Source organism: Kocuria rhizosphaericola (genome assembly GCF_044462205.1).
In the GTDB taxonomy this organism is placed as follows: domain Bacteria; phylum Actinomycetota; class Actinomycetes; order Actinomycetales; family Micrococcaceae; genus Kocuria; species Kocuria rhizosphaericola.
This window is the reverse complement of sequence record NZ_JBISWK010000187.1, coordinates 1-24,672: the sequence shown is the minus strand read 5'-3', so window position 1 is coordinate 24,672 and position 24,672 is coordinate 1. Positions and strand designations below refer to the sequence as shown.

The 24,672-nt window shown below is 73.1% G+C and carries 24 protein-coding genes; 1 reads left to right on the top strand and 23 read right to left on the bottom strand.

Annotation, left to right across the window (positions count from 1 at the left end):
- The 17 genes from dapF to rpsO form a co-directional block, all read right to left on the bottom strand.
- On the bottom strand, window positions 1–677 hold a 677-nt coding region (gene dapF / locus ACH9D2_RS19255), incomplete at its 3' end, for a diaminopimelate epimerase (protein ID WP_396364441.1).
- 206 nt (window positions 678–883) lie between these two features.
- Complete coding sequence (gene miaA, locus ACH9D2_RS19250) at window positions 884–1,804, bottom strand: tRNA (adenosine(37)-N6)-dimethylallyltransferase MiaA (protein ID WP_396364439.1); 921 nt, start codon at window positions 1,802–1,804, stop codon at window positions 884–886.
- A complete protein-coding gene (miaB, locus tag ACH9D2_RS19245) occupies window positions 1,801–3,330 on the bottom strand; it encodes a tRNA (N6-isopentenyl adenosine(37)-C2)-methylthiotransferase MiaB (RefSeq protein ID WP_396364440.1) in 1,530 nt (509 codons plus the stop codon). Before miaB ends, miaA begins: the two co-directional genes overlap by 4 nt.
- A gap of 160 nt (window positions 3,331–3,490) precedes the next feature.
- Entirely contained in the window at window positions 3,491–4,123 is a 633-nt protein-coding gene (locus tag ACH9D2_RS19240; RefSeq protein ID WP_396364438.1) for a RecX family transcriptional regulator, read from the bottom strand.
- An 8-nt stretch (window positions 4,124–4,131) separates the two neighbouring features.
- A complete protein-coding gene (gene recA, locus ACH9D2_RS19235; protein ID WP_396364437.1) occupies window positions 4,132–5,241 on the bottom strand; it encodes a recombinase RecA in 1,110 nt (369 codons plus the stop codon).
- Between the two features lie 234 nt (window positions 5,242–5,475).
- Window positions 5,476–5,697, bottom strand: coding sequence for a DUF3046 domain-containing protein (locus ACH9D2_RS19230; RefSeq protein ID WP_396364436.1), 222 nt, complete (start codon window positions 5,695–5,697; stop codon window positions 5,476–5,478).
- A gap of 166 nt (window positions 5,698–5,863) precedes the next feature.
- The gene (locus ACH9D2_RS19225) at window positions 5,864–6,295 is read right to left on the bottom strand and encodes a helix-turn-helix domain-containing protein (RefSeq protein ID WP_396364435.1); all 432 of its coding nucleotides are present in this window, start codon (window positions 6,293–6,295) and stop codon (window positions 5,864–5,866) included.
- A gap of 163 nt (window positions 6,296–6,458) precedes the next feature.
- Entirely contained in the window at window positions 6,459–6,953 is a 495-nt protein-coding gene (locus ACH9D2_RS19220; RefSeq protein WP_396364434.1) for a CinA family protein, read from the bottom strand.
- The gene (gene pgsA / locus ACH9D2_RS19215) at window positions 6,950–7,555 is read right to left on the bottom strand and encodes a CDP-diacylglycerol--glycerol-3-phosphate 3-phosphatidyltransferase (protein ID WP_396364433.1); all 606 of its coding nucleotides are present in this window, start codon (window positions 7,553–7,555) and stop codon (window positions 6,950–6,952) included. Before pgsA ends, ACH9D2_RS19220 begins: the two co-directional genes overlap by 4 nt.
- Before the next feature lie 38 nt (window positions 7,556–7,593).
- On the bottom strand, window positions 7,594–10,587 hold the full coding sequence (locus ACH9D2_RS19210; RefSeq protein WP_396364432.1) for an FtsK/SpoIIIE family DNA translocase: 2,994 nt from the start codon (window positions 10,585–10,587) through the stop codon (window positions 7,594–7,596).
- A gap of 66 nt (window positions 10,588–10,653) precedes the next feature.
- Window positions 10,654–12,345 carry a ribonuclease J gene (locus tag ACH9D2_RS19205; RefSeq protein WP_396364431.1) on the bottom strand — a complete coding sequence of 564 codons (1,692 nt, stop codon included), beginning with the start codon at window positions 12,343–12,345 and terminating at the stop codon, window positions 10,654–10,656.
- Window positions 12,346–12,358: 13 nt separating this feature from the next.
- Entirely contained in the window at window positions 12,359–13,315 is a 957-nt protein-coding gene (gene dapA, locus ACH9D2_RS19200; RefSeq protein WP_396364430.1) for a 4-hydroxy-tetrahydrodipicolinate synthase, read from the bottom strand.
- 113 nt (window positions 13,316–13,428) lie between these two features.
- On the bottom strand, window positions 13,429–14,061 hold the full coding sequence (locus tag ACH9D2_RS19195) for a hypothetical protein (protein ID WP_396364429.1): 633 nt from the start codon (window positions 14,059–14,061) through the stop codon (window positions 13,429–13,431).
- 5 nt (window positions 14,062–14,066) lie between these two features.
- Complete coding sequence (gene dapB, locus ACH9D2_RS19190) at window positions 14,067–14,870, bottom strand: 4-hydroxy-tetrahydrodipicolinate reductase (RefSeq protein WP_396364428.1); 804 nt, start codon at window positions 14,868–14,870, stop codon at window positions 14,067–14,069.
- A 66-nt stretch (window positions 14,871–14,936) separates the two neighbouring features.
- Window positions 14,937–16,361: a M16 family metallopeptidase gene (locus ACH9D2_RS19185; protein WP_396364427.1), complete on the bottom strand. Its 1,425-nt coding sequence runs from the start codon at window positions 16,359–16,361 to the stop codon at window positions 14,937–14,939.
- 54 nt (window positions 16,362–16,415) lie between these two features.
- On the bottom strand, window positions 16,416–18,683 hold the full coding sequence (locus ACH9D2_RS19180) for a polyribonucleotide nucleotidyltransferase (protein WP_396364426.1): 2,268 nt from the start codon (window positions 18,681–18,683) through the stop codon (window positions 16,416–16,418).
- A gap of 260 nt (window positions 18,684–18,943) precedes the next feature.
- Window positions 18,944–19,213: a 30S ribosomal protein S15 gene (gene rpsO, locus ACH9D2_RS19175; protein ID WP_396364425.1), complete on the bottom strand. Its 270-nt coding sequence runs from the start codon at window positions 19,211–19,213 to the stop codon at window positions 18,944–18,946.
- Between the two features lie 252 nt (window positions 19,214–19,465).
- Here rpsO and ACH9D2_RS19170 point away from each other — a divergent pair, with 252 nt between their 5' ends.
- Window positions 19,466–20,335, top strand: coding sequence for an aldo/keto reductase (locus ACH9D2_RS19170; RefSeq protein WP_396364424.1), 870 nt, complete (start codon window positions 19,466–19,468; stop codon window positions 20,333–20,335).
- A gap of 36 nt (window positions 20,336–20,371) precedes the next feature.
- Here ACH9D2_RS19170 and ACH9D2_RS19165 read toward each other — a convergent pair whose 3' ends face one another.
- From ACH9D2_RS19165 to rbfA, 6 genes are all read right to left on the bottom strand, one after another.
- On the bottom strand, window positions 20,372–21,373 hold the full coding sequence (locus ACH9D2_RS19165; RefSeq protein WP_396364423.1) for a bifunctional riboflavin kinase/FAD synthetase: 1,002 nt from the start codon (window positions 21,371–21,373) through the stop codon (window positions 20,372–20,374).
- A 30-nt stretch (window positions 21,374–21,403) separates the two neighbouring features.
- Window positions 21,404–22,072 carry a GNAT family N-acetyltransferase gene (locus ACH9D2_RS19160; protein ID WP_396364422.1) on the bottom strand — a complete coding sequence of 223 codons (669 nt, stop codon included), beginning with the start codon at window positions 22,070–22,072 and terminating at the stop codon, window positions 21,404–21,406.
- 113 nt (window positions 22,073–22,185) lie between these two features.
- The gene (locus ACH9D2_RS19155; protein ID WP_396364421.1) at window positions 22,186–22,668 is read right to left on the bottom strand and encodes a hypothetical protein; all 483 of its coding nucleotides are present in this window, start codon (window positions 22,666–22,668) and stop codon (window positions 22,186–22,188) included.
- A gap of 37 nt (window positions 22,669–22,705) precedes the next feature.
- The gene (locus tag ACH9D2_RS19150; RefSeq protein WP_396364420.1) at window positions 22,706–23,077 is read right to left on the bottom strand and encodes a hypothetical protein; all 372 of its coding nucleotides are present in this window, start codon (window positions 23,075–23,077) and stop codon (window positions 22,706–22,708) included.
- Window positions 23,077–24,129 carry a tRNA pseudouridine(55) synthase TruB gene (gene truB / locus ACH9D2_RS19145; RefSeq protein WP_396364419.1) on the bottom strand — a complete coding sequence of 351 codons (1,053 nt, stop codon included), beginning with the start codon at window positions 24,127–24,129 and terminating at the stop codon, window positions 23,077–23,079. The genes ACH9D2_RS19150 and truB overlap by 1 nt, the downstream gene beginning before the upstream one ends.
- A gap of 21 nt (window positions 24,130–24,150) precedes the next feature.
- A complete protein-coding gene (gene rbfA, locus ACH9D2_RS19140; protein WP_387740005.1) occupies window positions 24,151–24,600 on the bottom strand; it encodes a 30S ribosome-binding factor RbfA in 450 nt (149 codons plus the stop codon).
- Window positions 24,601–24,672 lie beyond the last annotated feature (72 nt).

Below are 24,672 nucleotides of genomic sequence, written 5' to 3'. Positions count from 1 at the left end.
CACGCCCCGGTCCCGCAGGACTGCGTCTCGCCCACGCCGCGCTCGTGCACGCGCATCCGCACCCGGCCCACGCCGTCGTCGTCGCCGTCGCCGGGGACCACGAACTCGACGTTGGTCCCGTCCGCGGGCTCCGGGCGCACGACGGGAGCGGTGTGCAGGGCGAGCTGGTCGAGCTTCTCCCCCTCCGCGAGCGCCACGACGGTGTGCGGGTTGCCCATGCCGATCGACAGCGCGGGGCGGGGCACCTTCAGCCCCTCGGCCGTCACCACGGCGTCAGAGCCGCGGGACCGGGCCGCCTCCCCGTCGAGGAAGGTCCACGGCCCCATGTCCACGGCGTAGCCGGAGTCGGTGCGGGCCACGGTCTTCACGCCGGCGCGGGTGCCGATGCGCAGGACGTCCCCCTCGGGGACCTCGGCGAGGCCGCGCTGGACCAGGTAGTGGACGAACACCCGGACCCCGTTGCCGCACATCTCGGCGACGGATCCGTCGTTGTTGCGGTAGTCCATGAACCACTCGGCATCGGGGGCCGCGTCCAGGACGGCCCTGCCCTCCGGGATCGCCTCGGAGCGCACGGCGCGGATCAGTCCGTCGCCCCCGATGCCGCGGTGGCGGTCGCAGGCCAGGGTCACCAGCTCGGCGTCCAGGGCCAGCTCCGCGTGCGGGTCGGTCAGCAGCACGAAGTCGTTGCCCGTGCCGTGGCCCTTGGCGAAGTCGCGGCCCCGGAGCTCGCCCCAGGGGCCGGCGTCGGCGCCCGGAACGGTGTCCGGGGCGGTGCGGGTGTCCTGGGGCCGGTCCGTGTGCGGCGGGGCGGGGCGGGTCTGGGCGGAAGTCACCCGGCCATGATACGCGGCCCCGGGGGACGGACCGCGGGCCGGTGCGCGGTTCAGCCCTCGGCCGCGGCCGCTTCGACGATCCGCACGGCGCGGTCCACGAGACCGGGCTCGGCCGGGTCCAGCCAGTGCACCCGGGGATCCGCGCGGAACCAGGTCCGCTGGCGGCGGGCGAACCGGCGGGTGGCCACCACGGTGGCCTCGACCGCCTGCTCCACGGTGGCGCGGCCGTCCAGGACGTCGAGGAACTGCCCGTAGCCCAGGGCGCGGGACGCCGTGCGCCCCTCGCGCAGCCCGCGTGCCGCCAGTACGCGCACCTCGCCCTCCAGACCGGCCTCGACCATGGCCCCGACCCTGCGGGCGAGCCGGTCGTGCAGCGCGGAGCGGTCGACGTCCAGGCCGATCTGCACCGTGGGCTCGACGTGCTCGCGGCGGGGCATGAATGCGGTGAACGGCCGGCCGGTCAGCTCCCACACCTCCAGGGCGCGCACCAGCCGCCGATCGTCCTGCACGCGGGCGGCGGACTCGGGATCCACCAGCCGCAACCGCTCCCGCAGGACTCCGGGACCCCGCTCCGCGAGCTCGTCCTCGATCCGGGCCCGCACGGCGGGGTCGGTGCCGGGCAGCTCGAGCACGTCCAGGGCAGCTCGCACGTAGAGCCCCGACCCGCCCACCAGGACCGGGACCCGGCCGCGGGAGCGGATCTGCGCGAAGCAGGTGCGGGCGGCGGCCTGGAAGTCCGCGACCGAGGCCTCCTCGGTGACGTCCAGGACGTCGAGCAGGTGGTGGGGCACACCGCGCCGCTCCTCCGCGGTCGCCTTGGCGGTGCCGAGGTCCATGCCGCGGTAGAACTGCATGGAGTCGGCGTTGACGACCTCCCCGCCCAGCCGCAGCGCGAGCTCCACGCCCAGCGCCGTCTTGCCGGTGCCCGTGGCCCCGACGACGGCGAGGACCGGCAGGTCCGCGCCGGTCACCGGACGGGCAGGCCCGGCATGCCCAGGCTCACGGGCCGCGGGCCGGGCGCGCCCGGGGCGGCGGGGACGCCGCAGGACGCGGCCTGGCGGCGGTCCCAGGCGTCCCCCGCCCGCGAGCGCCGCAGCGCGTAGTCCTGCGGGGAGCGCGGGTCGGCGACGAGGTGGTAGGCGGCGGCGCCGGTGACGACGACCGTCACGAAGTCGCCGGGCCGCGGGACCTCGGCCCCCTCCGGGACGGAGAAGTGCACGAGCCGCTGGTCCCGCGCACGGCCCGAGAGCCGGTGGGTCTGCTCGGACTTCTTGCCGGCCTCCGCGGTGACGAGCAGCTCGACCTGCCGGCCGACGACCGCCCGGTTCTCCTCCGCGGCGATCCGGTCCTGCAGGGCCACGAGCCGCTCGAAGCGCTCCTGCACCACGGCCTTGGGCACCTGGTCCGCCATCTCGCCCGCGGGGGTGCCGGGCCGGACCGAGTACTGGAACGTGTACGCCGAGGAGAACCGGGAGGCGGCCACGACGTCGAGGGTGGCCTGGAAGTCCTCCTCGGTCTCCCCCGGGAAGCCCACGATGATGTCGGTGGTGATCGCGGCCTCGGGGATGCGCTCGCGAACGGTGTCCAGGATGCCGAGGAACCGCTTCGAGCGGTAGGAGCGCCGCATCTCCTTCAGGATCCGGTCGGACCCCGACTGCAGCGGCATGTGCAACTGCGGCATGACGTTCGGGGTCTCCGCCATGGCGTCGATGACGTCGTCGGTGAACGCGGCCGGGTGCGGGCTCGTGAAGCGCACGCGCTCCAGTCCCTCGATCTGCCCGCACGCGCGCAGCAGCTTCGCGAACGCGCCGCGGTCCCCGAACTCGACGCCGTAGGAGTTCACGTTCTGCCCCAGGAGCGTGACCTCGACCGCGCCGTCGTCGACGAGGGCCTGCACCTCGGCGAGCACCTCCCCGGGCCGGCGGTCCTTCTCCTTGCCGCGCAGGGACGGGACGATGCAGAACGTGCAGGTGTTGTTGCACCCCACGGAGATCGACACCCACCCGGAGTAGGCGCTGTCCCGCTTGGTGGGCAGGGTCGAGGGGAAGACCTCGAGGGCGTCGAGGATCTCCAGCTGCGCCTCGGCATTGTGCCGGGAGCGCTCCAGCAGGGTGGGCAGGGAGCCGATGTTGTGGGTGCCGAAGACGACGTCGACCCACGGGGCGCGCTCGAGGATCGTGTCCTGGTCCTTCTGCGCGAGGCAGCCGCCGACGGCGATCTGCAGGTCCTTGTTGCGCTTCTTGGCGGGCACGAGCTGGCCGAGGTTGCCGTAGAGCTTGTTGTCGGCGTTCTCGCGCACGGCGCAGGTGTTGAACACCACGAGGTCCGGCTCGCCGCCGGCGGCGGGGACGTAGCCGGCGGCCTCGAGCAGACCCGTGATCCGCTCGGAGTCGTGGACGTTCATCTGGCACCCGAACGTGCGCACCTCGTAGGAGCGCGGTGCAGGTGCGGCGGAGGACGCGGTCGGGTCCGGGGAAAGGGCTGCGGGGGTCGACATCACCGGTCAATTGTACGGGCCGCCGGCCGTGCCCGTCCCCTCGACCCCACCGCGCGGGCGCTCGGCCCCCAGCGGCGGCCGAGCGCGCACCGGCCCCGCTCGCCGGGCCCGGTCACCTCCGCAACGGGCACCCCGCCCGGACCGGCGACCGGGCCCGGCGTCATGGCGTCTCCGGGTGCTCTCCGCCGAGCTCCTCGTCCGGGACCGGGGTGCCGGAGCGCGCCTCGAGCTCCTCCTTCACCACGGCGAAGGCCAGGCCGGGCGGGTAGCCCTTCCGACCGAGCATCCCGACCACCCGCCGCACGGCCTTGTCCCGGGCGGCGCGATCGGTCGGATCCAGCCCGGCGGGGAGCTTGCGGCGCACCAGCTCGGCGGCGTCCTCCCGCTCGTCCTCGTCGGTGCGCTGCTCGAGCGCCGACTCGGCGATCTCCCCCGTCACCCCGCGGGTCGCGAGCTCCCGGCGGATCGCGGAGCGGGAGAGCTTGCGGGAGCTCGCGCGGGAGCGGACGTAGAGCTCCGCGTACTGGGCGTCGTCGACGAGGTCGACCTCCTCGAAGCGGTCCAGCACCTCCCGGGCGGCGTCCTCGGGGACGTTGCGGTCGGCGAGCTTGTCCTCGAGCTGCTTGCGGCTCTTCGCCGAGGAGGTGAGCTGGCGCAGGACGATCGCCCGGGCCACCTCCCTCGGGTCCGGTTCGGCGTCCTGCGCCGGGGACGCCCCCGCCGCCGGGCCCTCCGGCCCGTGGTGGCGGGCGGAGGACCGGCGGCGCCGGCGTGCGTACGGGCTCTCGGTCACGGACCCGCTCAGAAGGCCGGGCCGGCGACCTCGGTGGGCAGCCCGACCACCGGCGGCTCCTCCGCGGTCTCCTCGGCCGCCTCCGGCTCCTCGACCACCCCGAGCTTCACCAGGATCCGGCGCTCGATCTCCTCGGCCAGCTCCGGGTTGTCCTTGAGGAACCGGCGCGAGTTCTCCTTGCCCTGTCCGAGCTGGTCGCCCTCGTAGGTGAACCACGCCCCGGACTTCTTCACGATGCCGTGCTCCACGCCCATGTCGATGAGCCCGCCCTCGGTGGAGATGCCCTCTCCGTAGAGGATGTCGAACTCGGCCTGCTTGAAGGGCGGGGCCATCTTGTTCTTCACGATCTTGGCCCGGGTCCGGTTGCCCACCGGGTTGGCCCCGTCCTTGAGGGTCTCGATGCGGCGCACGTCCACACGGACCGAGGCGTAGAACTTGAGCGCCTTGCCACCGGTGGTGGTCTCGGGGCTGCCGAAGAACACGCCGATCTTCTCGCGCAGCTGGTTGATGAAGATCGCGGTGGTGTTGGAGTGCGAGAGCCGGCCGGTGATCTTGCGCAGGGCCTGGCTCATGAGGCGCGCCTGCAGGCCCACGTGGCTGTCGCCCATCTCGCCCTCGATCTCGGCCTTGGGCACCAGGGCCGCCACCGAGTCGATGACGATGATGTCGATGGACCCGGAGCCCACGAGCATGTCCATGATCTCCAGGGCCTGCTCGCCGGTGTCCGGCTGCGAGACCAGCAGGTTGTCGGTGTCCACGCCGAGCTTCTCCGCGTAGGCGGGGTCGAGAGCGTGCTCGGCGTCGATGAAGGCCGCGATCCCGCCGGCCTTCTGGACGTTGGCGACCGCGTGCAGGGCGACCGTCGTCTTGCCGGAGGACTCCGGGCCGTAGATCTCCACGACGCGACCGCGCGGGAACCCGCCGATGCCCAGTGCGACGTCCATCGCGATCGAGCCGGTGGGGATGGTCTCGATCTTGGTCGCCGGGCGATCGCCCAGGCGCATCACCGAGCCCTTGCCGTAGTTCTTGTCGATCTGCGCGAGAACGGTGTCGAGCGCCTTCTCGCGGTCGCTGCCGAACTGCTGGTCGGCGCTTTGCTTGTTGCCCTTGGCTGCCATGGTTCACCTCGTGTTCGGGGGGTTCCGCCGGTGCGGCAGGAACCGTTGCTGCTGGTCTTTTCGTGTTCCACGGTATCGCCGGGGTCGGACACCGTAACGCTTTCGCGCGGGGTCTGGGGAGGATCGGTGCTTGCCACTCCGGGACGGGACCGGCTGTGCAGTCCGTCCCGCGTCTTCGAATATACCTTCGAAGCGGTTCCGGGTCCACGGGCACGCCGCGGACGGCGCAGCCCGTCAGTCCTGGGGCGGGCGGTCCACGCCCCACCAGCGGGTCTCCGGGACGTCCTGGGCCCGGCAGAGGGCGAACCACACGGTGCGCGGATCGACGCCGGACTCGATGGCCTCCGTGGCCGTCCGGTGGCCGAGCTCCCCGAGCACCAGGTCCCGGGCCAGGACCTTGCTGTAGCCCGCGCCGAACTCGTCGGCCATGAGCTGCCAGAAGCTGCTCAACCTCATCCGCGTCCTCCTCCGTCGTGCTGCCGGCCGGGGATCGTACCGGCGGTCGTGCCGCTCCATCCTGCCATCCGGGCTGTTCGGCCGCCGCAGGCCGGAGGGCCCGTCGGTCCTGGGACCGACGAGCCCTCCGGGACGTCGTGGACGGGCGGCGGGCCGCCCGGGCGGATCAGCGGGCGCCGGCCGCGGCGGCCTCGCCGCCGTTGACGCGGCCGAACTCCCGCGAGTACTGCTCGGTGAGATCGCTGGGCACCGTGTCCGGGACCAGCAGGCCCTCGGCGTAGGCCAGGCGGTCCGCGACCTCGCGCAGCATCTGGGACATCGGGATGTCGAGCGCTGCGCAGATCGACGCGAGCAGCTCGGAGGAGGCCTCCTTCTGGCCGCGCTCCACCTCGCTGAGGTAGCCGAGCGACACACGCGCGCTGTGGGAGACCTCTCGGAGGGTGCGTCCCTGGCGCTGACGAACGCTGCGCAGAACCTCACCGATCTCCTGGCGGAGTACACCCATCTTCATGTCCTTCGTCTCGGTGCCGTGGTCCTCGTCCAGGCCCACGTCCTTCCAACGGACGACGCCATTGACGGACACGGGTTGCTTGGTCATGTGAATCGCTTGTCTCCTCGTGTGTACGGCAGCTTCACCGCCTGTTGCGGGCGGTGCCCCGGCGCCGGCCGGTCGACATCTTGACTTCGATCGGCTCAACTCGAGCCTGCGATCATTGCTAACCCCGCTGACGGTTCCATTCTTCCCCGCAGGGGGCGATTTTTCACTGGGAGTTGGCTGGGAGCACCACAGCGGCCGTGAGGCGCTCCAGGGCGGCGTGCACGGCGGCCGCCCGGATGGTGGCCCGGTCCCCCGCCGCGGACAGCTCGTGGACGGCGGATCCGGCAGGTCCGGCGATGCCCAGGTAGACCGTGCCCACGGGCTTGCCGTCGTGCGGCTCGGGACCCGCGGCGCCCGTCGTGGAGACGGCCCAGTCCGTGCCGAGGCGGCGGCGGGCGCCCTCGGCCATGGCGACCGCGACGTCCGGGTCGACGGAGCCCCGCTCGGCGAGCAGCCGGGCCGGGACCCCGAGGACGTCGGTCTTGACCCGGTTCGAGTAGGACACGACCCCGCCCTCGAAGCAGGCCGAGGCCCCCGGCACGTCGACGACGGCCGCGGCGAGCGCGCCCCCGGTGAGGGACTCCGCGGTCGCCACCGTGAGGGACCGCCGGACGGCCTCCTCGACGAGCGCCCGGGCGGCCGGCTGCGGGTCCGTCACGCCGCGTCCCGCTCGGCCAGGGCGCGACGGCGCAGCTGCACCGCCTTGACGACGTAGTCCACACCGGTCACGACCGTGACCACGAGGGCCGCTCCCATCGCGATCCAGCCCAGCCACGGCCACCACGCGCCCACCAGCGGGACCAGCGGGAGCAGCAGGAGCAGGAGAGCCACGGTCTGCAGGACCGTCTTGAGCTTGCCGCCCTTCGAGGCCGCCATCACCCCGTAGCGGATGACGACGAATCGCATGAGCGTGATCCCCCACTCCCGGACGAGGATCACCACGGTCACCCACCACCACAGCTCGCCGAGCATCGAGAGCACCACGAACGCGGCGCCGGTCAGCAGCTTGTCCGCGATCGGGTCCGCGATCTTGCCGAAGCTCGTGATCAGCCCGCGCGCCCGGGCGATGTCGCCGTCGAGCTTGTCCGTGTACATCGCGACCGCGAAGACCGCCAGGGCGGCCCACCGCATGCCCAGGGAGTCCTCCCCCTGGGTGCCCCCCACCCACAGGAACCAGACGAAGAAGGGCACCAGCACGATGCGCAGGGCGGTCAGCGCGTTCGGCAGGTTGAGGTTGGACGCCGGGTCCGCGGGGCTCATCGTGTACTCACTTTCTGGTGGGTCGGGGTGGGTCCGGCTCAGCGGCCGGTCAGCTGCCAGGCGTCCTCGGAGCCCTCCGGGTCCTCGGCGCCGTCGCCGTGGTCGGTCGCGGTCCGGGCCAGCGAGGCCTCGACCGGGTCCTCGCCGTAGTCCACGGATCCGCCCTGCGGGGCGGGCGGCTCCTCGCCGCGGAGCACGGCGAGGGTCGCGGCGAGGTCGTCGGGCTTGACGAGCACGTCGCGCGCCTTGGACCCCTCCGAGGGTCCGACGACGCCGCGGGACTCCAGCAGGTCCATGAGCCGGCCGGCCTTGGCGAAGCCGACGCGCAGCTTGCGCTGGAGCATGGAGGTGGACCCGAACTGGGTGGTCACCACGAGCTCGGTGGCCTGCAGCAGGACGTCGAGGTCGTCCCCGATGTCCTCGTCGATGGTCTTCTTGGGGGCCTCCTGCACCACGTCCTGGCGGTAGTGGGCCTTCATCTGGCCCTTGACGTGGTCGACGACCTCGTGGATCTCGGACTCGGTGACCCACGCGCCCTGCACGCGCATCGGCTTGGAGGCGCCCATGGGCAGGAACAGGGCGTCGCCCTGGCCGATGAGCTTCTCGGCGCCCGGCTGGTCCAGGACCACGCGGGAATCCGTGACCGAGGACGTCGCGAACGCCATCCGGGAGGGCACGTTGGCCTTGATCAGGCCGGTGACCACGTCCACCGAGGGCCGCTGGGTGGCGAGCACCAGGTGGATGCCGGCGGCGCGGGCGAGCTGGGTGATCCGCACGATCGCGTCCTCGACGTCGCGCGGGGCGACCATCATGAGGTCCGCGAGCTCGTCGACGATCACGAGCAGGTACGGGTACGGCCGGATCACGCGCTTCGAGCCGGGCTCGGGCTGGACCTTGCCGTTGCGCACGGCCTTGTTGAAGTCGTCGACGTGCTTGTACCCGTAGTGGGAGAGGTCGTCGTAGCGGGCGTCCATCTCCCGCACGACCCACTGCAGCGCCTCGGCGGCCTTCTTGGGGTTGGTGATGATGGGCGTGATCAGGTGGGGCACGCCCTCGTAGGCGGTCAGCTCGACCCGTTTGGGGTCGACCATCACCATCCGCACCTCGTCCGGGGTGGCGCGCATCAGGAGCGAGACGATCATCGAGTTCACGAAGCTCGACTTGCCGGCGCCGGCGACGAGCAGGTGCGGCATCTTCGCGAGGTTGGCCACCACGTAGCCGCCCTCGACGTCCTTGCCCACGCCCATGACCATGGGGTGCTCGGTCTTGCGGGCGTTGTGCGAGCGCAGGACGTCGCCCAGGGACACCGTCTCGCGGTCGGTGTTGGGGATCTCGATGCCGATCGCGGACCGGCCGGGGATCGGCGAGAGGATGCGCACGTCCGCGGAGGCCACGGCGTAGGCGATGTTCTTGGACAGCGCCGTGACGCGCTCGACCTTGGTGCCGGAGCCCAGCTCGATCTCGTACCGGGTGACGGTGGGCCCGCGGGAGAATCCGGTGACCACGGCGTCCACGTTGAACTGCTCCAGCACGCTCGTCAGGGCGGCGACCACGGCGTCGTTGGCCTCGGAGCGCTCCTTCGCCGGCGGCCCCTGCACGAGCGCGCCGGGCGCGGGGAGGGAGTAGGCGATGTCGCCCTCGAGCTTGAGCTGCTCGGCGCGGGCGGGGATCGGCGAATCGGGGGTGTGGGTGCGGGCGGTGACGGACGTGGAGCCGGTGGGCTCGGCGGCCACGTCCTCGAGCGCCGGGGAGCCGGAGCCCGCGGCGGTGTCCGCGGCCGGCTCGAGGCCCTGCTCCCGGCGGAGCCGGCGGGCCGCGAGCTGTTCCTGGGTGAGCCGCTTCTGGCCCGGCCGCGGGGCGTCGTTGCCGTCCTCCTCGGCGGCGGCCGGCGCGGCGGACGGCGCGGCGGACGGCGCGGCGGTCCCTGCCGCCGTCCCCGCGGCCGTCTTCGCCGCGGCGGCCCGCTGCCGGGCGGCGCGCGCGGAGTCGACGTCGAAGACGCGGGTGGGCGCCTGGCCGTCGGCGGCCTCCTCGTCGACGACGGCGCGCTCGAAGGCCTCGTCCCCGCGGTAGCCGTCGAGGGCGCGCCGCTCGGCCTCGGCCTCCTTGCGCTCGCGGCGCTTCTCGCGGCGGGTCTTGGCCGCCTCGGCGCGAGCGTGGTGCTCCTCGAGGTAGGAGCGGTCGTGCCGGGCGGCGGACACGTCGGTCGCGGAGACCGGGCCGTCCTGGCCCATGAGCCGCCAGTAGCCCTGCTTCAGCCGGGGCAGGATGAGGTTGACGGGCGTCGCGGTGACCACGAGCACCGACAGGAACAGGGCCGCGACGAAGATGGCGGCCGCGCCGACCGGGGTGATGAGGGCGCTCAGCGGGTCCGCGGCGAGGAAGCCCACGTAGCCGCCGGCGCTCCGGAGCGCCTCCTGGCCCTGGCTCGGGGACGGCAGGCCCAGGAGCACGTGCGCCAGGCCCGAGCCCGCGACGACGGCGGCGCCGAGCCCGATCGCGATGCGGTTGTTGGCCGAGGTGTCCTCGGGGTGGCGGAAACGGCGCAGCGCGAAGCCTACGAGCGGCAGCGGCAGCACCAGGGCCGTCCAGCCGAAGGTCCCGGCGAGGACCTCGTGCACCGCGACCGCGGGGACCGCCAGCCACGGCGCCGACGCACCGGGCAGGTTCCACCACTCGACGGCCGCGGCCAGCAGGCCGAGCAGGAGCAGGAACAGGGCGCCCCCGTCCCGCAGGGACTCCGCGGGGACGTCGGTGCGCAGGGTGCCCATGCGGCGCACGGCGCCGCCGACCACGTGGGCGATGGCCGTCCAGACGCCTCCGACGACGCGGGCGCACCACGCCAGGGCGGCGCCCAGTCCGTGCAGCACCCGCGGGGAGCTCTCGGCGGGCGCCGACGAGCCCCGTCCGGCGGAGGACGGACGGCGGGAGGAGGTGGACCGGCTGGATCCCGACGACTGCGCAGAAGACGTGCTGTTCTTGCCACGCGACGTCGAGGCGCCCTTGCGGGCAGGGGAAGTACGAGTCGCCATGCTCCCAGGGTAGACCACGGCCTCCCCCCGTCCGCGGTGCCGCACGGGCGGGAGGAGACCGGGCGCTCAGGCCTCGATGACGACCGGGACGATCATGGGCTTGCGGCGCAGCCTGCGGCTGACCCACGAGCCGATCGTGCGGCGCACCACCTGCTGGAGCTGCTGGGTGGTGTGGTTCTTGCCCGAGTGGTTGATGGCGTCCTCGAGCGCGGCGGTGATCTTCGGCTTGATCTCGTCGAACACGCTGTCGTCCTCGGCCACGCCGCGGGCGTGCACGTCCGGGCCGGTGACGACCTTGCCGGTGTCCCGGTTCACCACGGTGATGACGGAGATGAAGCCCTCCTCGGCCAGCACCAGCCGGTCCTTGAGGTCGGCGTCGGTGATGGTGCCCACGGAGGAGCCGTCCACGTAGACGTAGCCGCACTCGATCTGGCCGGTGATCCGCGCCTCGCCGGCGGCCATGTCCACCACGGTGCCGCCCTCGGCCATGAGCACGTGGTCGGTGGGCACGCCGGTCTCCTCCGCGAGCTTGCCGTTGGCGATGAGGTGGCGGACCTCGCCGTGCACCGGCATCACGTAGCCCGGCTCCACGATGTTGTAGCAGTACAGCAGCTCGCCCGCGGCCGCGTGCCCGGAGACGTGGACCTTGGCGGTGCCCTTGTGGACCACGTTGGCGCCCAGCCGCATGAGCCCGTTGATGATCCGGAAGACCGAGTTCTCGTTGCCGGGGATGAGCGACGACGCGAGGATCACGGTGTCGCCCTCGGTGAGCTGGACCTTGTGGTCGCCGTTGGCCATGCGGGACAGCGCGGCCATCGGCTCCCCCTGCGAGCCGGTGCACATGATGACCAGCTGCGAGTCCGCGTGGTCGTCGATCCGTTTCTGGTCGATCAGGGTGTTCGGCGGGACCTCGAGGTAGCCGAGCTTCTCGGCGATGGTCATGTTCCGCACCATGGACCGGCCCATGAAAGCGACCTTGCGCCCGTGCTCGGCGGCGGCGTCGAGCACCTGCTGCACGCGGTGGACGTGCGACGAGAAGGACGCCACGACCACGCGCTTGGGCGCGCGCCCGATCACGTCCGCGAGGACGGGGCCGATGTGCTTCTCCGTGGGGGTGAACCCGGGGACCTCGGCGTTGGTGGAGTCGGTGAGGAACAGGTCCACGCCCTCCTCCCCCAGCCGGGCGAAGTGGCGCAGGTCGGTGATCCGGCCGTCGAGCGGCAGCTGGTCCATCTTGAAGTCACCGGTGTGCAGGACGGTGCCGGCCTTCGTGCGCAGGAACACCGCGAGCGCGTCCGGGATCGAGTGGTTGACGGCCACGAACTCGCACTCGAACTCGCCGAGCCGCTCGACCTGCCCCTCGCGCACCGCCATGGTGTAGGGCTTGATCCGGTGCTCCTGGAGCTTCGCCTCGATGAGCGCGAGCGTCAGCCGGGACCCGATCACGGGGATGTCGGGGCGGCGCTTGAGCAGGTACGGGACGGCGCCGATGTGGTCCTCGTGGCCGTGGGTCAGCACCACGGCCACGACGTCGTCGAGCCGGTCGACGATGTGGTTGATGTCCGGGAGGATGAGGTCCACGCCCGGCTGGGTCTCCTCGGGGAAGAGCACGCCGCAGTCGACCACGAGCAGCTGCCCGTTGATCTCGAACACCGTCATGTTCCGTCCGACCTCGCCCAGCCCGCCCAGCGGGACGACGCGCAGGACGTCCTGGCCGAGTGCGGGGGGAGCCGACAGGTCAGTGTGCCATTGGGTCATGTGACCCCTTTCGTCAGTCGATGGTCTCGAGGAGGGTGTCGGCGACGACCGAGCCCGCCAGGTCCGCGCGGATCAGGGCGGCCTCGGCCTCCGTGGGCGGGACGTGCGGGAGCCGCACGGTGTTGTGCGGCAGCCGGCCCTGCCACATGAGGATCGTCTTCGCCGCGACGGCGCCGGGGGCGCGGGTCATGGTGGCGCGGACCACGGGCTCGAGCTCGAAGTTGATCCGCTGGGCCGTCCCGAGGTCCTGGGCGCGGATCGCGTCGACGAGGCTGCGGTACCGGGCGGTGGCCACGTGGGTGGTCACGCCGATGAGCCCGGCGGCCCCGATGGACATCCAGGGAAGGGTCAGCCCGTCGTCGCCCGAGTAGTAGAGCAGGTCGGTCTCGGCCAGCACCCGGGTCGCGGCGAGCAGGTCCGCCTTGGCGTCCTTGACGGCCACGATGTTGGGGTGCCCGGCCAGGGAGACGAGGGTCTCGGTGGCGATCGGGATGCCGGTGCGGCCGGGGATGTCGTAGAGCATGATCGGCAGGTCCACGGAGTCGGCGAGGCTGCGGAAGTGGGCCTCGACGCCGGCCTGGGAGGGCTTGTTGTAGTACGGGGTGACGATGAGCAGCCCGTCCATGCCGATCTTCTCGGCCGCCCGGGAGAGGTAGCGGGAGTGCTCGGTGTCGTTGGAGCCGGTGCCCGCCAGCAGGGGCACGCGGGAGCCGACGGCGTCCTTGACCGCGCGGAACACGGAGAGGTTCTCCTCGTCGGTCATGGTGGAGTACTCGCCCGTGGTGCCGCACACCACCAGCCCGTCGCAGCCGTCGTCGACGAGCTGCTCGGCCATGGCCGCGGTGGCGTCCGTGTCCACGGAGCCGTCCTCGGCGAAGACGGTGATCATCGCGGTGAGCAGGGTCCCGAACATGGGCTCGGAGGGGGTCGCGGGGAGGTCGGCGGAGGAGGGCGAGGCGTTGGCAGTCATGGGTGCCAGGTTACCGTCTTCGCTCCGGGTGCACCGCCGCAGGACGTTCCGGGGCCGGCGGTGCGGAGGGCGGTCTCCGTGCCGCCCGCGGGGTGGGGCGTGCTCGCCACGGCTCAGGCCCGTCCCTCGCCCGGGGGCTCGGACGGTTCCACGTTGCGGGCGGCCCGCCCGCGGGAGAGGGCCACGGCGTCGCGCATCGCGGAGCGGGCGCGGGTCCGGTCCCCGGCGGCCGCGTACGCGAAGGAGAGCCGGTACCAGTTGCGCCACTCGCCCGGGTCCTCCTCCGTCTGCGCCCGGTACGTCCCGAAGCGCTCGTCGGCGGCCTCGCGCACGATGCGCCCGCCGGGGGTGCGCGGCAGGTCGTCGGGCGGCAGCCCGCCCTCCTCGTGCAGGGTCCGGCCGAGCTGCTCGGTCCGGACTCCGAAGAGGATCTCGCGCACCAGCGCCCACACCCCCACGGCCGGCAGCACCAGCATGGCCACCCCGAAGGCCTTGGCGACCCAGCCGTCCGTGCCCAGCAGCAGCACGGCGCGGTGCAGGCTCAGGCCCAGGTAGACGACGAGCAGCGAGACCATGGCGGCGGCCAGCAGCTTCGCCTTGCTCGTGGACTCCAGGAGCGTGAAGACGCCCGCGAAGGCGAGCACCGCGAGGATCCACAGCTTCGAGCCGCCGGGGATCGGCAGCAGCCAGAGGGTCAGCAGGGCCGCCGCGAACAGACCCCAGATCCAGGCCCGGATCGAGTCCATCGGCTCTACAGGCCCAGGTCGAGGTAGTCGTCGAGGCCGTGGGTGAGCCCCGGGTGGGAGACGACCTCCCGGACCCCGAGCACCACGCCGGTCATGAAGGAGATGCGGTCGAAGGAGTCGTGCCGGATGGTGAGCTGCTCGCCGGGGTTGCCGAGGAGCGTCTCCTGGTGGGCGACCAGCCCGCGCAGGCGCACGGAATGCACCCGGACGTCGTCCACGAGCGCCCCGCGGGCCCCGTCCGGGTCCTGCGTGGTGGCGTCGGGCGACGGCGCGACCCCGGCGGCCCGCCGGGCCTCGCCGACGAGCGCGGCCGTGCGCGCGGCCGTGCCCGAGGGGGCGTCGACCTTGTCCGGGTGGTGCAGCTCCACGATCTCGACGGACTCGAAGAACCGGGCTGCCTGCGCGGAGAAGCGCATGGCCAGGACGGCGCCGATGGAGAAGTTGGGGGCGATGAGCACGCCCACACCCGGGTGCAGGGCGAGCAGCGCCCGCGTCCGGTCCAGGCCCTCGTCGTCCCAGCCGGTGGTGCCCACGACGCAGTGGATGCCGTGCTCCACGGCGAAGCGCACGTTGCGCTCCGTGACCGACGGGACGGTGAAGTCGATGACGACCTGCGCGCCCGACGCCACCAGGACCTCGAGGGAGTCCTCGTGGTCCAGCTCCGCGACGAGCTGCAGCCCCTCGGCGCGCCGGACCGCCTGCGCGGCCTCGCTGCCCATGCGGCCGCGGGCGCCGAGGACGGCGACCCCGAGCTCGGCGGCGGGGGGCGCGGTGGCGGTGGTGGTCTCGGTGGCAGTGCGCTCGGTCATGGCTCCAACTCTAGGTCACGGGACGGGTGGGGCCACCGCCCGGGACCCCGGGGCGGCGGCGCGCGGTCAGCGGCGGGTGGGCGCCACGATGGTGGTCACGACGGGCCCCTCGGCCAGCCACCCGGCGAGCTCCCGGACCTGCTCCGGGGTCACGGAGCGGACCCGGTCCAGGGACTCGTCGATGTCGAGGAACTCCCCGGACTTCAGCTCCGCGGAGCCCAGGCGGGACATCCGCGAGCCGGTGTCCTCGAGGGCGAGCACGGTGCCCCCGCCCAGCTGGCCCACGACCTTGCGCAGCTCGTCCGCCCCGATGCCGTCCCCGGCGAGCGTCTCCAGCCCGCCCGTCATGAGCGCCACGACCTCGTCGGTGCGAGCGGGAAGGCACCCGGCGTACATCCCGAAGTACCCGGCGTCCGAGTAGCCGCCCGAGAAGGAGAACGTGCTGTAGGCCAGGCCGCGCTTCTCGCGGATCTCCTGGAACAGCCGGGAGGACATCCCGCCGCCCAGGGCGGCGTTGAGCACGGTCATCGCGAACCGGCGGTCGTCCCCGGCCACGAGCCCGGGCCGGCCGACGACCACGTTGGTCTGCTCCACGGGCCGCTCCAGGAAGTGCTCGCCCCAGTCCGGGTCCAGGGGCGCCGGGGTGCGCTCGCGCCGCGGGAGGGGGGCCGCCGGGGCGGCCGGGTCCCAGCCCGCGCGCTCGAGGGCCTCGGCGACGAGGGCGACGACGACGTCGTGCTCCAGCCCGCCGGCGGCCGTCACCACGAGGCCCTCGGGCCGGTAGTGGCGGCGGTAGTGCTCGACCACGGCGTCCCGGGGCACCTCGAGGATCTCCTCGGGGGTGCCGCCGATGGGGCGGCCCAGGGGGTGGGTCCCCAGCACGCGCTGGGTGAACTCCTCGAAGGCGACGTCCTCGGGGTCGTCCTTGTCCATCGCGAGCTCCTCGAGGATGACTCCCCGCTCCCGCTCGAGCTCGTCCGGGTCCAGGGCGGCGGACGTCACCATGTCGGTGATGACGTCGATCGACATCGGCAGGTCCTCGGCGAGCACCCGCGCGTAGTAGCACGTGTGCTCCTTGGCCGTGGCCGCGTTGGACTCCCCGCCCACCTCGTCGAAGGCCTCCGCGATCTGCAGCGCCGTGCGCCGAGCGGTGCCCTTGAACAGCAGGTGCTCGAGGAAGTGGGTGGAGCCCAGCCGGCCCGGCTGCTCGTCGCGGGAGCCGACGCCGACCCAGAAGCCGACCGTCACGGCCCGCTGGGCGGGCATCCGCTCGGTGAGCACCCGGGTGCCGCACGGCAGGACCGTCCGGCGGACCACGTTGCCGCCCGCCCCCTCGTGGAGGGTGTGGCTGAATCCCGCGGCGGCCGTGGTCAGGGCCGCGGCCGCGGCGGAGAGGTTGCTGCGGGGAACCGCCGAGAGGCGGGCGTCCGGGCCCGGGGTGCTCCCCGGGTCACGGTCGCCCGCCTCCAGCGGCAGATCGACTGCCGTCATCCAGCTGTGCTGCTTTCTGTGCTCGTGCGGTGCTGCGCGCGGGACGGGCCCGGCTCAGCCCTCCTGGTCGGCGTGCTCGTCGTGGGCGAAGACGTTCGGCTCCTCCGCGACCACGGGGGCCAGGGAGAGCTTGCCGCGGTCGTCGACCTTGGTGATCTCGACCTGGACCTTCTGGCCCACGCCCAGCACGTCCTCGACGTCGGTGACGCGCTTGCCCTCGTTGAGCTTGCGCAGCTCCGAGATGTGCAGCAGGCCGTCCTTGCCGGGGGTGAGGGAGACGAAGGCGCCGAAGGTCGTGGTCTTGACCACGGTGCCCAGGTAGCGCTCGCCGACCTCGGGGACCTGCGGGTTGGCGATCGCGTTGATCGCCGCGCGGGCCGCATCGGCCGAGGGACCGTCGGTGGCGCCGATGTACACGGTGCCGTCGTCCTCGATCGAGATGTCGGTGCCGGTGTCCTCCTGGATCTGGTTGATCATCTTGCCCTTCGGGCCGATGACCTCGCCGATCTTGGAGACGGGGACGGTCACGGAGATCACGCGCGGGGCGAACTCGCTCATCTCGTCGGGCTGGTCGATGGCCGCGTTCAGCACCCCGAGGATGTGCAGCCGGGCCTCGCGGGCCTGGGTCAGCGCGGCGTCGAGCACGGAGGAGGGGATCCCGTCGAGCTTGGTGTCGAGCTGGATCGCGGTCACGAACTCGGAGGTGCCGGCGACCTTGAAGTCCATGTCGCCCAGCGCGTCCTCGGCGCCCAGGATGTCGGTCAGCGCGGCGTAGCGGGTCTCCCCGTCCACCTCGTCCGAGACCAGGCCCATGGCGATGCCGGCCACCGGCGCCCGCAGGGGCACGCCGGCGTTGAGCAGCGACAGGGTCGAGGCGCAGACGGAGCCCATCGACGTGGAGCCGTTGGAGCTCAGCGCCTCGGAGACCTGCCGGATCGCGTAGGGGAACTCCTCGCGGGAGGGCAGCACCGGGGTGATGGCCCGCTCGGCCAGCGCGCCGTGGCCGATCTCGCGGCGCTTCGGGGAGCCCACGCGACCGGTCTCGCCGGTGGAGTACGGCGGGAAGTTGTAGTGGTGGATGTAGCGCTTGTGCTTGACGGGGGACAGCGAGTCGATCTGCTGCTCCAGCTTCAGCATGTTCAGCGTGGTCACGCCCATGATCTGGGTCTCGCCGCGCTCGAAGATCGCGGAGCCGTGCACGCGCGGCAGGACCTCGACCTCGGCGGTGAGCTGGCGGATGTCCGTCAGGCCGCGGCCGTCGATGCGCACCTGCTCGGTGAGGATCCGCTGGCGCACGGTCTGCTTGGTCAGCGCCTGGTAGGCGCCGTTGACCTCGTCCTGGCGGTCGGCGAAGGGCTTGCCCTCACCGCTGAGCTCCGCCAGGGTGCCCTGGTGCAGCTCGTCGGTCGCGGCCTCGCGCTCCTGCTTGTCGGCGATCGAGTAGACCTCGGCGAGCCGGGAGCCGACGGAGGCCGCGACGGCCTCCTTGACGTCGTCGCCGAAACCGCCGAAGCGGGGCAGCTCCATGTCCGGCTTCCCGGCGCGGGCCCTGAGGTCGGCCTGGGCGTCGCAGAGGGCCTTGAGGGACGGCTTGGCGGCCTCGAGGCCCTGGGCCACGAGCTCCTCGGTGGGGGCCACGGCGCCGTTGTTCTTGATCAGGTTCCAGGAGTTGTCGGTGGCCTCGGCCTCGACCATCATGATCGCGACGTCCTCGGTGCCGTCCTTGCCGGTGACGACGCGGCCGGCCACGGCCATGTCGAACACGGCGTTCTCGAGCTGGGAGTGCTTCGGGAACGCGACCCACTGGTGCTGGCCGTTCTCCCCGGCCATCAGCGCCATGCGCACGCCGCCGACGGGGCCCTGGAAGGGCATGCCCGACAGGGTCGTGGCCATCGACGCGGCGTTGATCGCGACGGTGTTGTAGATCTCGTCCGGGTTCATGGACAGGATCGTGACGACGACCTGCACCTCGTTGCGGATGCCCTTGCCGAAGGCGGGGCGCAGCGGGCGGTCGATGAGCCGGCACGTGAGGATCGCGTCCGTGGAGGGACGGCCCTCGCGGCGGAAGAACGAGCCCGGGATGCGCCCGGCGGCGTACATCCGCTCCTCGACGTCGACCGTCAGGGGGAAGAAGTCGAAGCCCTGGCGGGGGGACTTGCCCACCGTGGTGGCGGCGAGCATGGTGGTGTCCTCGTCGATGGAGACGAGGGTGGAGCCGGCGGCCTGCTTGGCGAGGCGGCCGGTCTCGAAGCGCACGACGCGCTTTCCGTAGGAGCCGTTGTCGATGACGGCTTCGGCGTACTGGATCTCGGGACCCTCCAAGGGTCACCTCCGTTTCGTGTCGGCGGGACCGTCCGCGCGTCACCCGGTCTTCGATCGAGATCCACGGAAGGGCCGGGGCCACGAGGGCCGTCCGGTGTCCGGAGATCACTACCGAGGACCGCGAATGATCGGCGCGGTGGCCCCGTCTGGTGTTCGATGGTGCTGTCTCTGGTGTTTCGAGCCCGTCCGGCTGCCGTGCCGGGCGGGCGTGGTGCTCGGCGGCGTCCTCCCGTTGCCGGGCGGACGCCGCCGGGTGCCGACTAGCGGCGCAGGCCGAGCCGCTCGATGAGCGTGCGGTAGCGCGTGATGTCGGTGTCGCGCAAGTAGGTCAGCATGCGGCGACGGCGACCGACCAGGGCCATCAGGCCACGGCGGGTGTGGTGGTCGTGCTTGTGCTGCTTCAGGTGCTCCGTCAGATCGGCGATCCGGCGGGTCAGGACCGCGATCTGCACCTCGGGGGAACCGGTGTCGCCCTCGTGGGTCGCGAAGTCCTTGATGATCTGCTGCTTGATGGCGGCGTCGAGTGCCACGTGTAACTCCGTTCGAGTCAGTACCGTGCGGCCCGGACGACGGGCTCGTCGCCGGGTCCCGGAGCTCCCCGGGGGTCCGACAACCACGGACTGCAGTCGGACCGCCGTCCAGTCTAGCGGACGCGGGCTCGCGGCCCCACCCTGGGGCCGTGCGGCGCGCTGGGCTGGGCGTCCCCCGGCCGGTGGGCCAAGATGGGAGGGACACCGGTCCGGGCGCCCGGACGAGCAGCACGAGACGAGCAGGAGCAGCGCGTGAGCAAGGACGAGAAGGACGGGCGGGGCCTGGCGGTCGCCGACCGCACGCACACGATGCGGGACGGCCGGCGGATCCCCGCGATCGGGCTGGGCACCTACCCGATGGACGACGCCGCGGCCGAGGCCGACGTCGCCGAGGCCCTGATGCTGGGGTACCGGATGGTGGACACCGCGGTGAACTACGGCAACGAGACCGGCGTGGGGCGCGCGATCGCGGCGGCCGGCGTGCCGCGCGGCGAGCTGTTCCTCACCACCAAGCTGCCGGGCCGGGACCACGGCACGGACTCCGTGCGCCGCTCGCTCGAGGGCTCCCTGCGGCGGCTGGGCACCGACCACGTGGACCTCTACCTCATCCACTGGCCGAACCCGTCGGTCGGCCGGTACGTCGAGACGTGGCGGACGATGCTGGAGCTGCGGCAGGAGGGACTCGTCCGGTCGGTGGGGGTGTCCAACTTCACCCCCGCCCACATCCGGCGCCTGGTCGACGAGACCGGCGAGACGCCGGCGGTCAACCAGGTGGAGCTGCACCCGCAGTACCAGCAGGAGCGGCTGCGGGAGTTCCACGAGGAGCACCGCATCGTCACCCAGGCCTGGTCCCCGCTGGGTCGCAAGACCGATCTGCTCCAGCACGAGTGGATCGCGCAGATCGCCCGGCGGACCGGCCGGACCCCGGCGCAGGTGGTGCTCCGCTGGCACCAGCAGTCGCACACCGTGCCGATCCCGAAGAGCTCCGACACCCGGCGCATGGCCGAGAACCTCGACGTCTTCGACTGGGAGCTCGACGAGGACCAGATGCGCCGGATGCGGATGCTGCACACGGGGATCAGCGGGTCCGGCTACGACCCGAACACGCACGAGGAGATGTAGCGGAGGAGCGGCACGAGGCAGTCCGGCGGCCGGGGCTCAGGCCTCGGCGGCCAGGATCCCCCGGGTGCGCTCGACGTCGTCGTCCATCTGCGCCACGAGCTTGTCGACGCCCTCGTAGGCGACCATCCCGCGCAGCCGCGCGACGAACTCCACGACCACTTCCTGGCCGTAGAGGTCGAAGTCCTCGACCCGCTCCTCGGGGCGGTCGATGACGTGCGCCTCGACCTGCCGGGGCACGTTCTCGAACGTGGGGTTGGACCCCACGGAGATCGCCGTGGGCCAGCGCGTGCCGGCGGCGTCGACCAGCCACCCGGCGTACACCCCGTCGGCGGGGACGAACCCGGCCGCGTCCGGGGACAGGTTGGCGGTGGGGTAGCCCAGCTCCCGCCCGCGGGCGGCCCCGTGCACCACTTCGCCGCGCACCCGGTGGTGGCGGCCGAGCAGCCGGGCGGCCGCGCGCACGTCCCCCGCCTGCAGGCAGGCACGGATCCACGTGGAGGAGCAGCGCCGCTCCCCCGCGCCCGTCACGGCCGGGGCGTGCTCCGGGTGCTCCTCGTGCAGGGGGTCGACCAGGTCGTCGACCACGCGGACCTCGAACCCGTGGCGCTCCCCCAGCTCCCGGAGCGTGTCGATGTTGCCGGTGTTGTCCTTGCCCAGGCGCGTGTCCGCGCCCACCACGAGGCAGCGCGCGTCGAGCGGCCCCACGAGGGTGCCCAGCACGAACTGCTCGGTGGTCTGGTCCGCGATCTCCAGGGTGTACTCCAGCACGAGGGCGGCGTCCGCGCCGGTGCGCTCGAGGGCGTCCAGCTTGTCCTCCGTGCCCATGATCAGTCCCGGATGGCTGCCGGGACGGTGCACCTGCGCGGGGTGCGGGTCGAACGTCACGACCACCGAGGCCCAGTCCCGCTCGCGGGCGGAGTCGACGAGCTGGGACAGCACCTGCTGGTGACCCCGGTGGACACCGTCGAAGTTGCCGATGGTGACCACCGACGGGCCGAAGCCCGGGGGGACGTCAGAGAGATCTCGCCAGCGGAACACGGTTCTCCTCGCAGGAACGGAACAGGCAGGTCAGGGTCGGGACGGGGTGGGCGGGGCGGGCCGGTGCGGGCCGCCGGACCCTTCCGCGCGGTCGGCGGGCGGGGACGGCGGGCCGTCCCACGGAGCCTGCGGGGTCCGCGGGTCCTCCGCGCCGAGGGTCAGGATCCAGGCGTCCACCGAGGCGCCGCGCTGCTCGAGGAACCCGTCGATCCGCACCGGGGAGCGGAAGCCGAGCCTCCAGGCGAGCTTGCGGCTGGCCCAGTTGGGGACCTTGGCCACCCAGTAAGCATAGGTGAGGCCCAGGGACCCGAAGGCGTGCTCGAGCAGCAGCCGGCAGGCGGCCTCCGCGGCGCCGGTGCCGCGGGCGTGCGGGCCGAAGTTGAGCCCGACGTCCGCCGTCGTCCCCCGCAGGGCGTTGAGGCCCACCGTCCCCTGCAGGCGGTCGGTCCGGGCGTCCGCGACGGCCCAGTTGTACTCGCGGCCGGCGCGCCAGGCCGCCGGGACGAACTCCTCGACGTACCAGCGGGCGTCGGCCTCCGTGTAGCCGAGGGGCACGGTGGTGAACTCCGCGGCCGCGGGGTCCGCGCAGTTGCGGGCCAGCTGCGGGACGTCGCGCTCCTCGAGCCGGCGCAGCACCACGGTGCCGTCGGTGAGGACGGGGACGTCGTAGTCCTCGGCGCCGTCGGGGCGTTCGGGCATCGGCGGGGTTCCTTTCGGGAGGCGTGCGGCGCGGGGCGCTCGGGCCCGCGACCGAGCCTACCCGGTGCGTGCCGGGGCGCCGCGCGGGGAGGACCGTGCGGGACGGTGAGCGGTCAGGCCGGTGCGCGCCGGCCCCGGGGCCGGGACCGGCGGAGCCAGGCGAGGCCGACCACCGGCAGCACCAGCGGGACGTAGCCGTAGTCCTGCCCGAAGCGGGACCAGACGCTGGCCTCGGGGAACAGGGCCGGGACGAGCACCGAGAGCAGGCCCACGCCGAGCACGCCGAGCAGCTCCACGCCCACGGCCGCCGTGGCCAGCCGGTGCCACCGGGGGCCGGGCCGGGCGAGGGCCACGGTGGCCACCACGTAGACGGCCGCGGCGAACGCGGAGAGCAGGTACGGCAGCGGCGCGGTCCCGAAGCCGGTCAGGATCTGGTAGAGCGAGCGGACGCCGGCGGAGAGCGAGAAGACGGCGTAGACCACGACCACCAGGCGGCCGAAGCCCGAGGACTTGCGGTCGCCGCGCACCGTGCCGGCGCGGGGTCCGAAGCGCTGCTGCAGCCTGGTGGGGCCGTCCTGCGGGGACTCGTGCGTCATCGGGGCGTCTCCTGCGGGGTCGAGGTGGCACGGGGGCTCACTGGTAGTACCAGATGAAGTTCATGCGGTAGACCATGATCGCCACCACGGGGCCCGCGGCCGCGAGCACCCAGTTGGACCAGCTCGAGCGTTCCACGAGCGACCACACGAAGGTTCCCGCCGGGATGAGCAGCGCGGTCAGCAGGTAGCCCCAGTACTCGAGGGCCGACCCGGTAGGACCGGGACCCCGCACGTGCATGACGACCGTGCCCGCGGCGTAGACGAGCAGGAACGCCTCGAGGATCAGCACGGAGCCCTGCGTCCAGTCGTCGGGCCGCCGGCCGCGCGCGGCCTGCGCGGCGCACACCAGGAAGGAGAGGGCGCCCAGCAGGACGGCGGCCCAGAACCAGCCGTCGTAGCCCCACAGCATCAGCGCTCCTCCCGGGGGGCCTCCGGCGGCGCGGGGAACCGCTCCCCGGGCAGGAAGACGAGGACGGGCTTGGCGGTGCGCTCGCCGCGGTGGCCGCGGTCGGACAGCAGGGCCACGAGCCGCCCGTCGGGGGCGAAGCCGCCGGTGACCGCCTCGTTGTCGAGGGGTTCCGCGCCGGGGCCCCCGCCGGGATCCGCGGCGCTGGGGCCGATCCGGCGGCCGTGGGCGACGTCCTCGGCCTCGGCCGCGCTCAGCCGGCGGGCGGGGAACAGCCCGGCGGCGGCCTCCTCGAGGCTCGTCACGGGCAGCGGGCGGCCGGCCGCCACCTCGGCGGCGAGCTCGTCGAGGGTCGACGCGTCCTCGAGGCTCCACGCGCCCACCCGGGTGCGGCGCAGGGCGCTCAGGTGACCGCCGACCCCGAGGTCGGCCCCGAGGTCCCGGGCCAGGGCCCGGACGTAGGTGCCCGAGCTGCAGGTCACGGTGACGTCGACGTCGAGGACGGCCCGCCCGGCGTCGTCGGCGGTCCGCACGAGCCGGTGCACGGCGAACTCGGACACGGTGACGGGGCGCGCGGCGAGTTCCACGTCCTGTCCGGCCCGGACCTGGGCGTAGGCGCGGCGGCCCTCGACCTTGATGGCGCTGACCTTCGAGGGGACCTGCTGGATGTCCCCGGTGAGCCGGGCGACGCCGGCGGTCACCGCGTCCTCGTCGACCGCGGCCACGGCCCCGGGAGCGGCGACGTCGAGGACCTCGCCCTCGGCGTCGTCGGTGACGGTGGCCAGGCCGAGCCGGATCGTCGCCGCGTAGGTCTTGTCCCGCCCGACGACCCAGGTGAGGAGGCGGGTGGCCCGGTCCACGCCGAGGACCAGCACGCCCGTGGCCATGGGGTCGAGGGTCCCGGCGTGGCCGACCTTGCGGGTGCCCGCGAGGCGCCGGGTGCGCGCGACGACGTCGTGGCTGGTCCAGCCGGCGGGCTTGTCCACGACCACGAGCCCGGACGGCGTCGGCAGGGACGGGTCCGGGCTCGGGACGTCAGGCTGGGTGCGGGTCACGTCCCCGGTGCCTCCGCCTGCTCAGCGGTCCCGGGAGGACTCGTCGTCCTCCTCGGCCGGCTTCCGGTAGGGGTCCTCCCCCGCGGCCCAGCTGGCGCCGGCGGCCTGGGCGGCGACCTCGGCGTCCTTCTCCTTGGCCGCGCGCAGCACCTCCTCGAGGTGGGAGGCGTTGACGGGGATCTCGTCCGGGACGAAGGTCAGCGTGGGCGTCAGGCGGGCCGTGATGTTGCGGCCGACCTCGCTGCGCAGGACGCCCTTGGCGGACTCGAGGGCGGCGCGGGTGCTCTCCTGCTCCTCCGCGGTGCCGAACACCGTGTAGTACAGGGTGGCGTGCTGGAGGTCGTTGGTGACGCGGGCGTCCGTGATGGTCACGAAGCCCAGACGGGGGTCCTTGACGCGGCGCTCGAGCGCCTGGGCCACGACGACCTTGATCCGGTCGGCGAGTCGGGCGGCGCGTGCTGCGTCGGCCATGGTGGGTGCTCCTCGGGTCGGGACGGTGCGGTGCTCGAAGCTGTGCTGGGGATGCTGCTGGAAGGGTGGCGG

What these genes read in the sequence shown, in the direction of transcription:
- ACH9D2_RS19155 (WP_396364421.1), bottom strand. Translation starts at nt 22,668, where the DNA reads ATGACGCACGAGTCCCCGCAGGACGGCCCCACCAGGCTGCAGCAGCGC.
- rbfA (WP_387740005.1), bottom strand. Translation starts at nt 24,600, where the DNA reads ATGGCCGACGCAGCACGCGCCGCCCGACTCGCCGACCGGATCAAGGTC.
- ACH9D2_RS19185 (WP_396364427.1), bottom strand. Translation starts at nt 16,361, where the DNA reads ATGACGGCAGTCGATCTGCCGCTGGAGGCGGGCGACCGTGACCCGGGG.
- dapA (WP_396364430.1), bottom strand. Translation starts at nt 13,315, where the DNA reads ATGACTGCCAACGCCTCGCCCTCCTCCGCCGACCTCCCCGCGACCCCC.
- pgsA (WP_396364433.1), bottom strand. Translation starts at nt 7,555, where the DNA reads ATGAGCCCCGCGGACCCGGCGTCCAACCTCAACCTGCCGAACGCGCTG.
- ACH9D2_RS19210 (WP_396364432.1), bottom strand. Translation starts at nt 10,587, where the DNA reads ATGGCGACTCGTACTTCCCCTGCCCGCAAGGGCGCCTCGACGTCGCGT.
- ACH9D2_RS19160 (WP_396364422.1), bottom strand. Translation starts at nt 22,072, where the DNA reads ATGCCCGAACGCCCCGACGGCGCCGAGGACTACGACGTCCCCGTCCTC.
- dapB (WP_396364428.1), bottom strand. Translation starts at nt 14,870, where the DNA reads ATGACCGAGCGCACTGCCACCGAGACCACCACCGCCACCGCGCCCCCC.
- miaB (WP_396364440.1), bottom strand. Translation starts at nt 3,330, where the DNA reads ATGTCGACCCCCGCAGCCCTTTCCCCGGACCCGACCGCGTCCTCCGCC.
- ACH9D2_RS19205 (WP_396364431.1), bottom strand. Translation starts at nt 12,345, where the DNA reads ATGACCCAATGGCACACTGACCTGTCGGCTCCCCCCGCACTCGGCCAG.
- ACH9D2_RS19230 (WP_396364436.1), bottom strand. Translation starts at nt 5,697, where the DNA reads ATGAGGTTGAGCAGCTTCTGGCAGCTCATGGCCGACGAGTTCGGCGCG.
- recA (WP_396364437.1), bottom strand. Translation starts at nt 5,241, where the DNA reads ATGGCAGCCAAGGGCAACAAGCAAAGCGCCGACCAGCAGTTCGGCAGC.
- ACH9D2_RS19150 (WP_396364420.1), bottom strand. Translation starts at nt 23,077, where the DNA reads ATGCTGTGGGGCTACGACGGCTGGTTCTGGGCCGCCGTCCTGCTGGGC.
- ACH9D2_RS19225 (WP_396364435.1), bottom strand. Translation starts at nt 6,295, where the DNA reads ATGACCAAGCAACCCGTGTCCGTCAATGGCGTCGTCCGTTGGAAGGAC.
- ACH9D2_RS19195 (WP_396364429.1), bottom strand. Translation starts at nt 14,061, where the DNA reads ATGGACTCGATCCGGGCCTGGATCTGGGGTCTGTTCGCGGCGGCCCTG.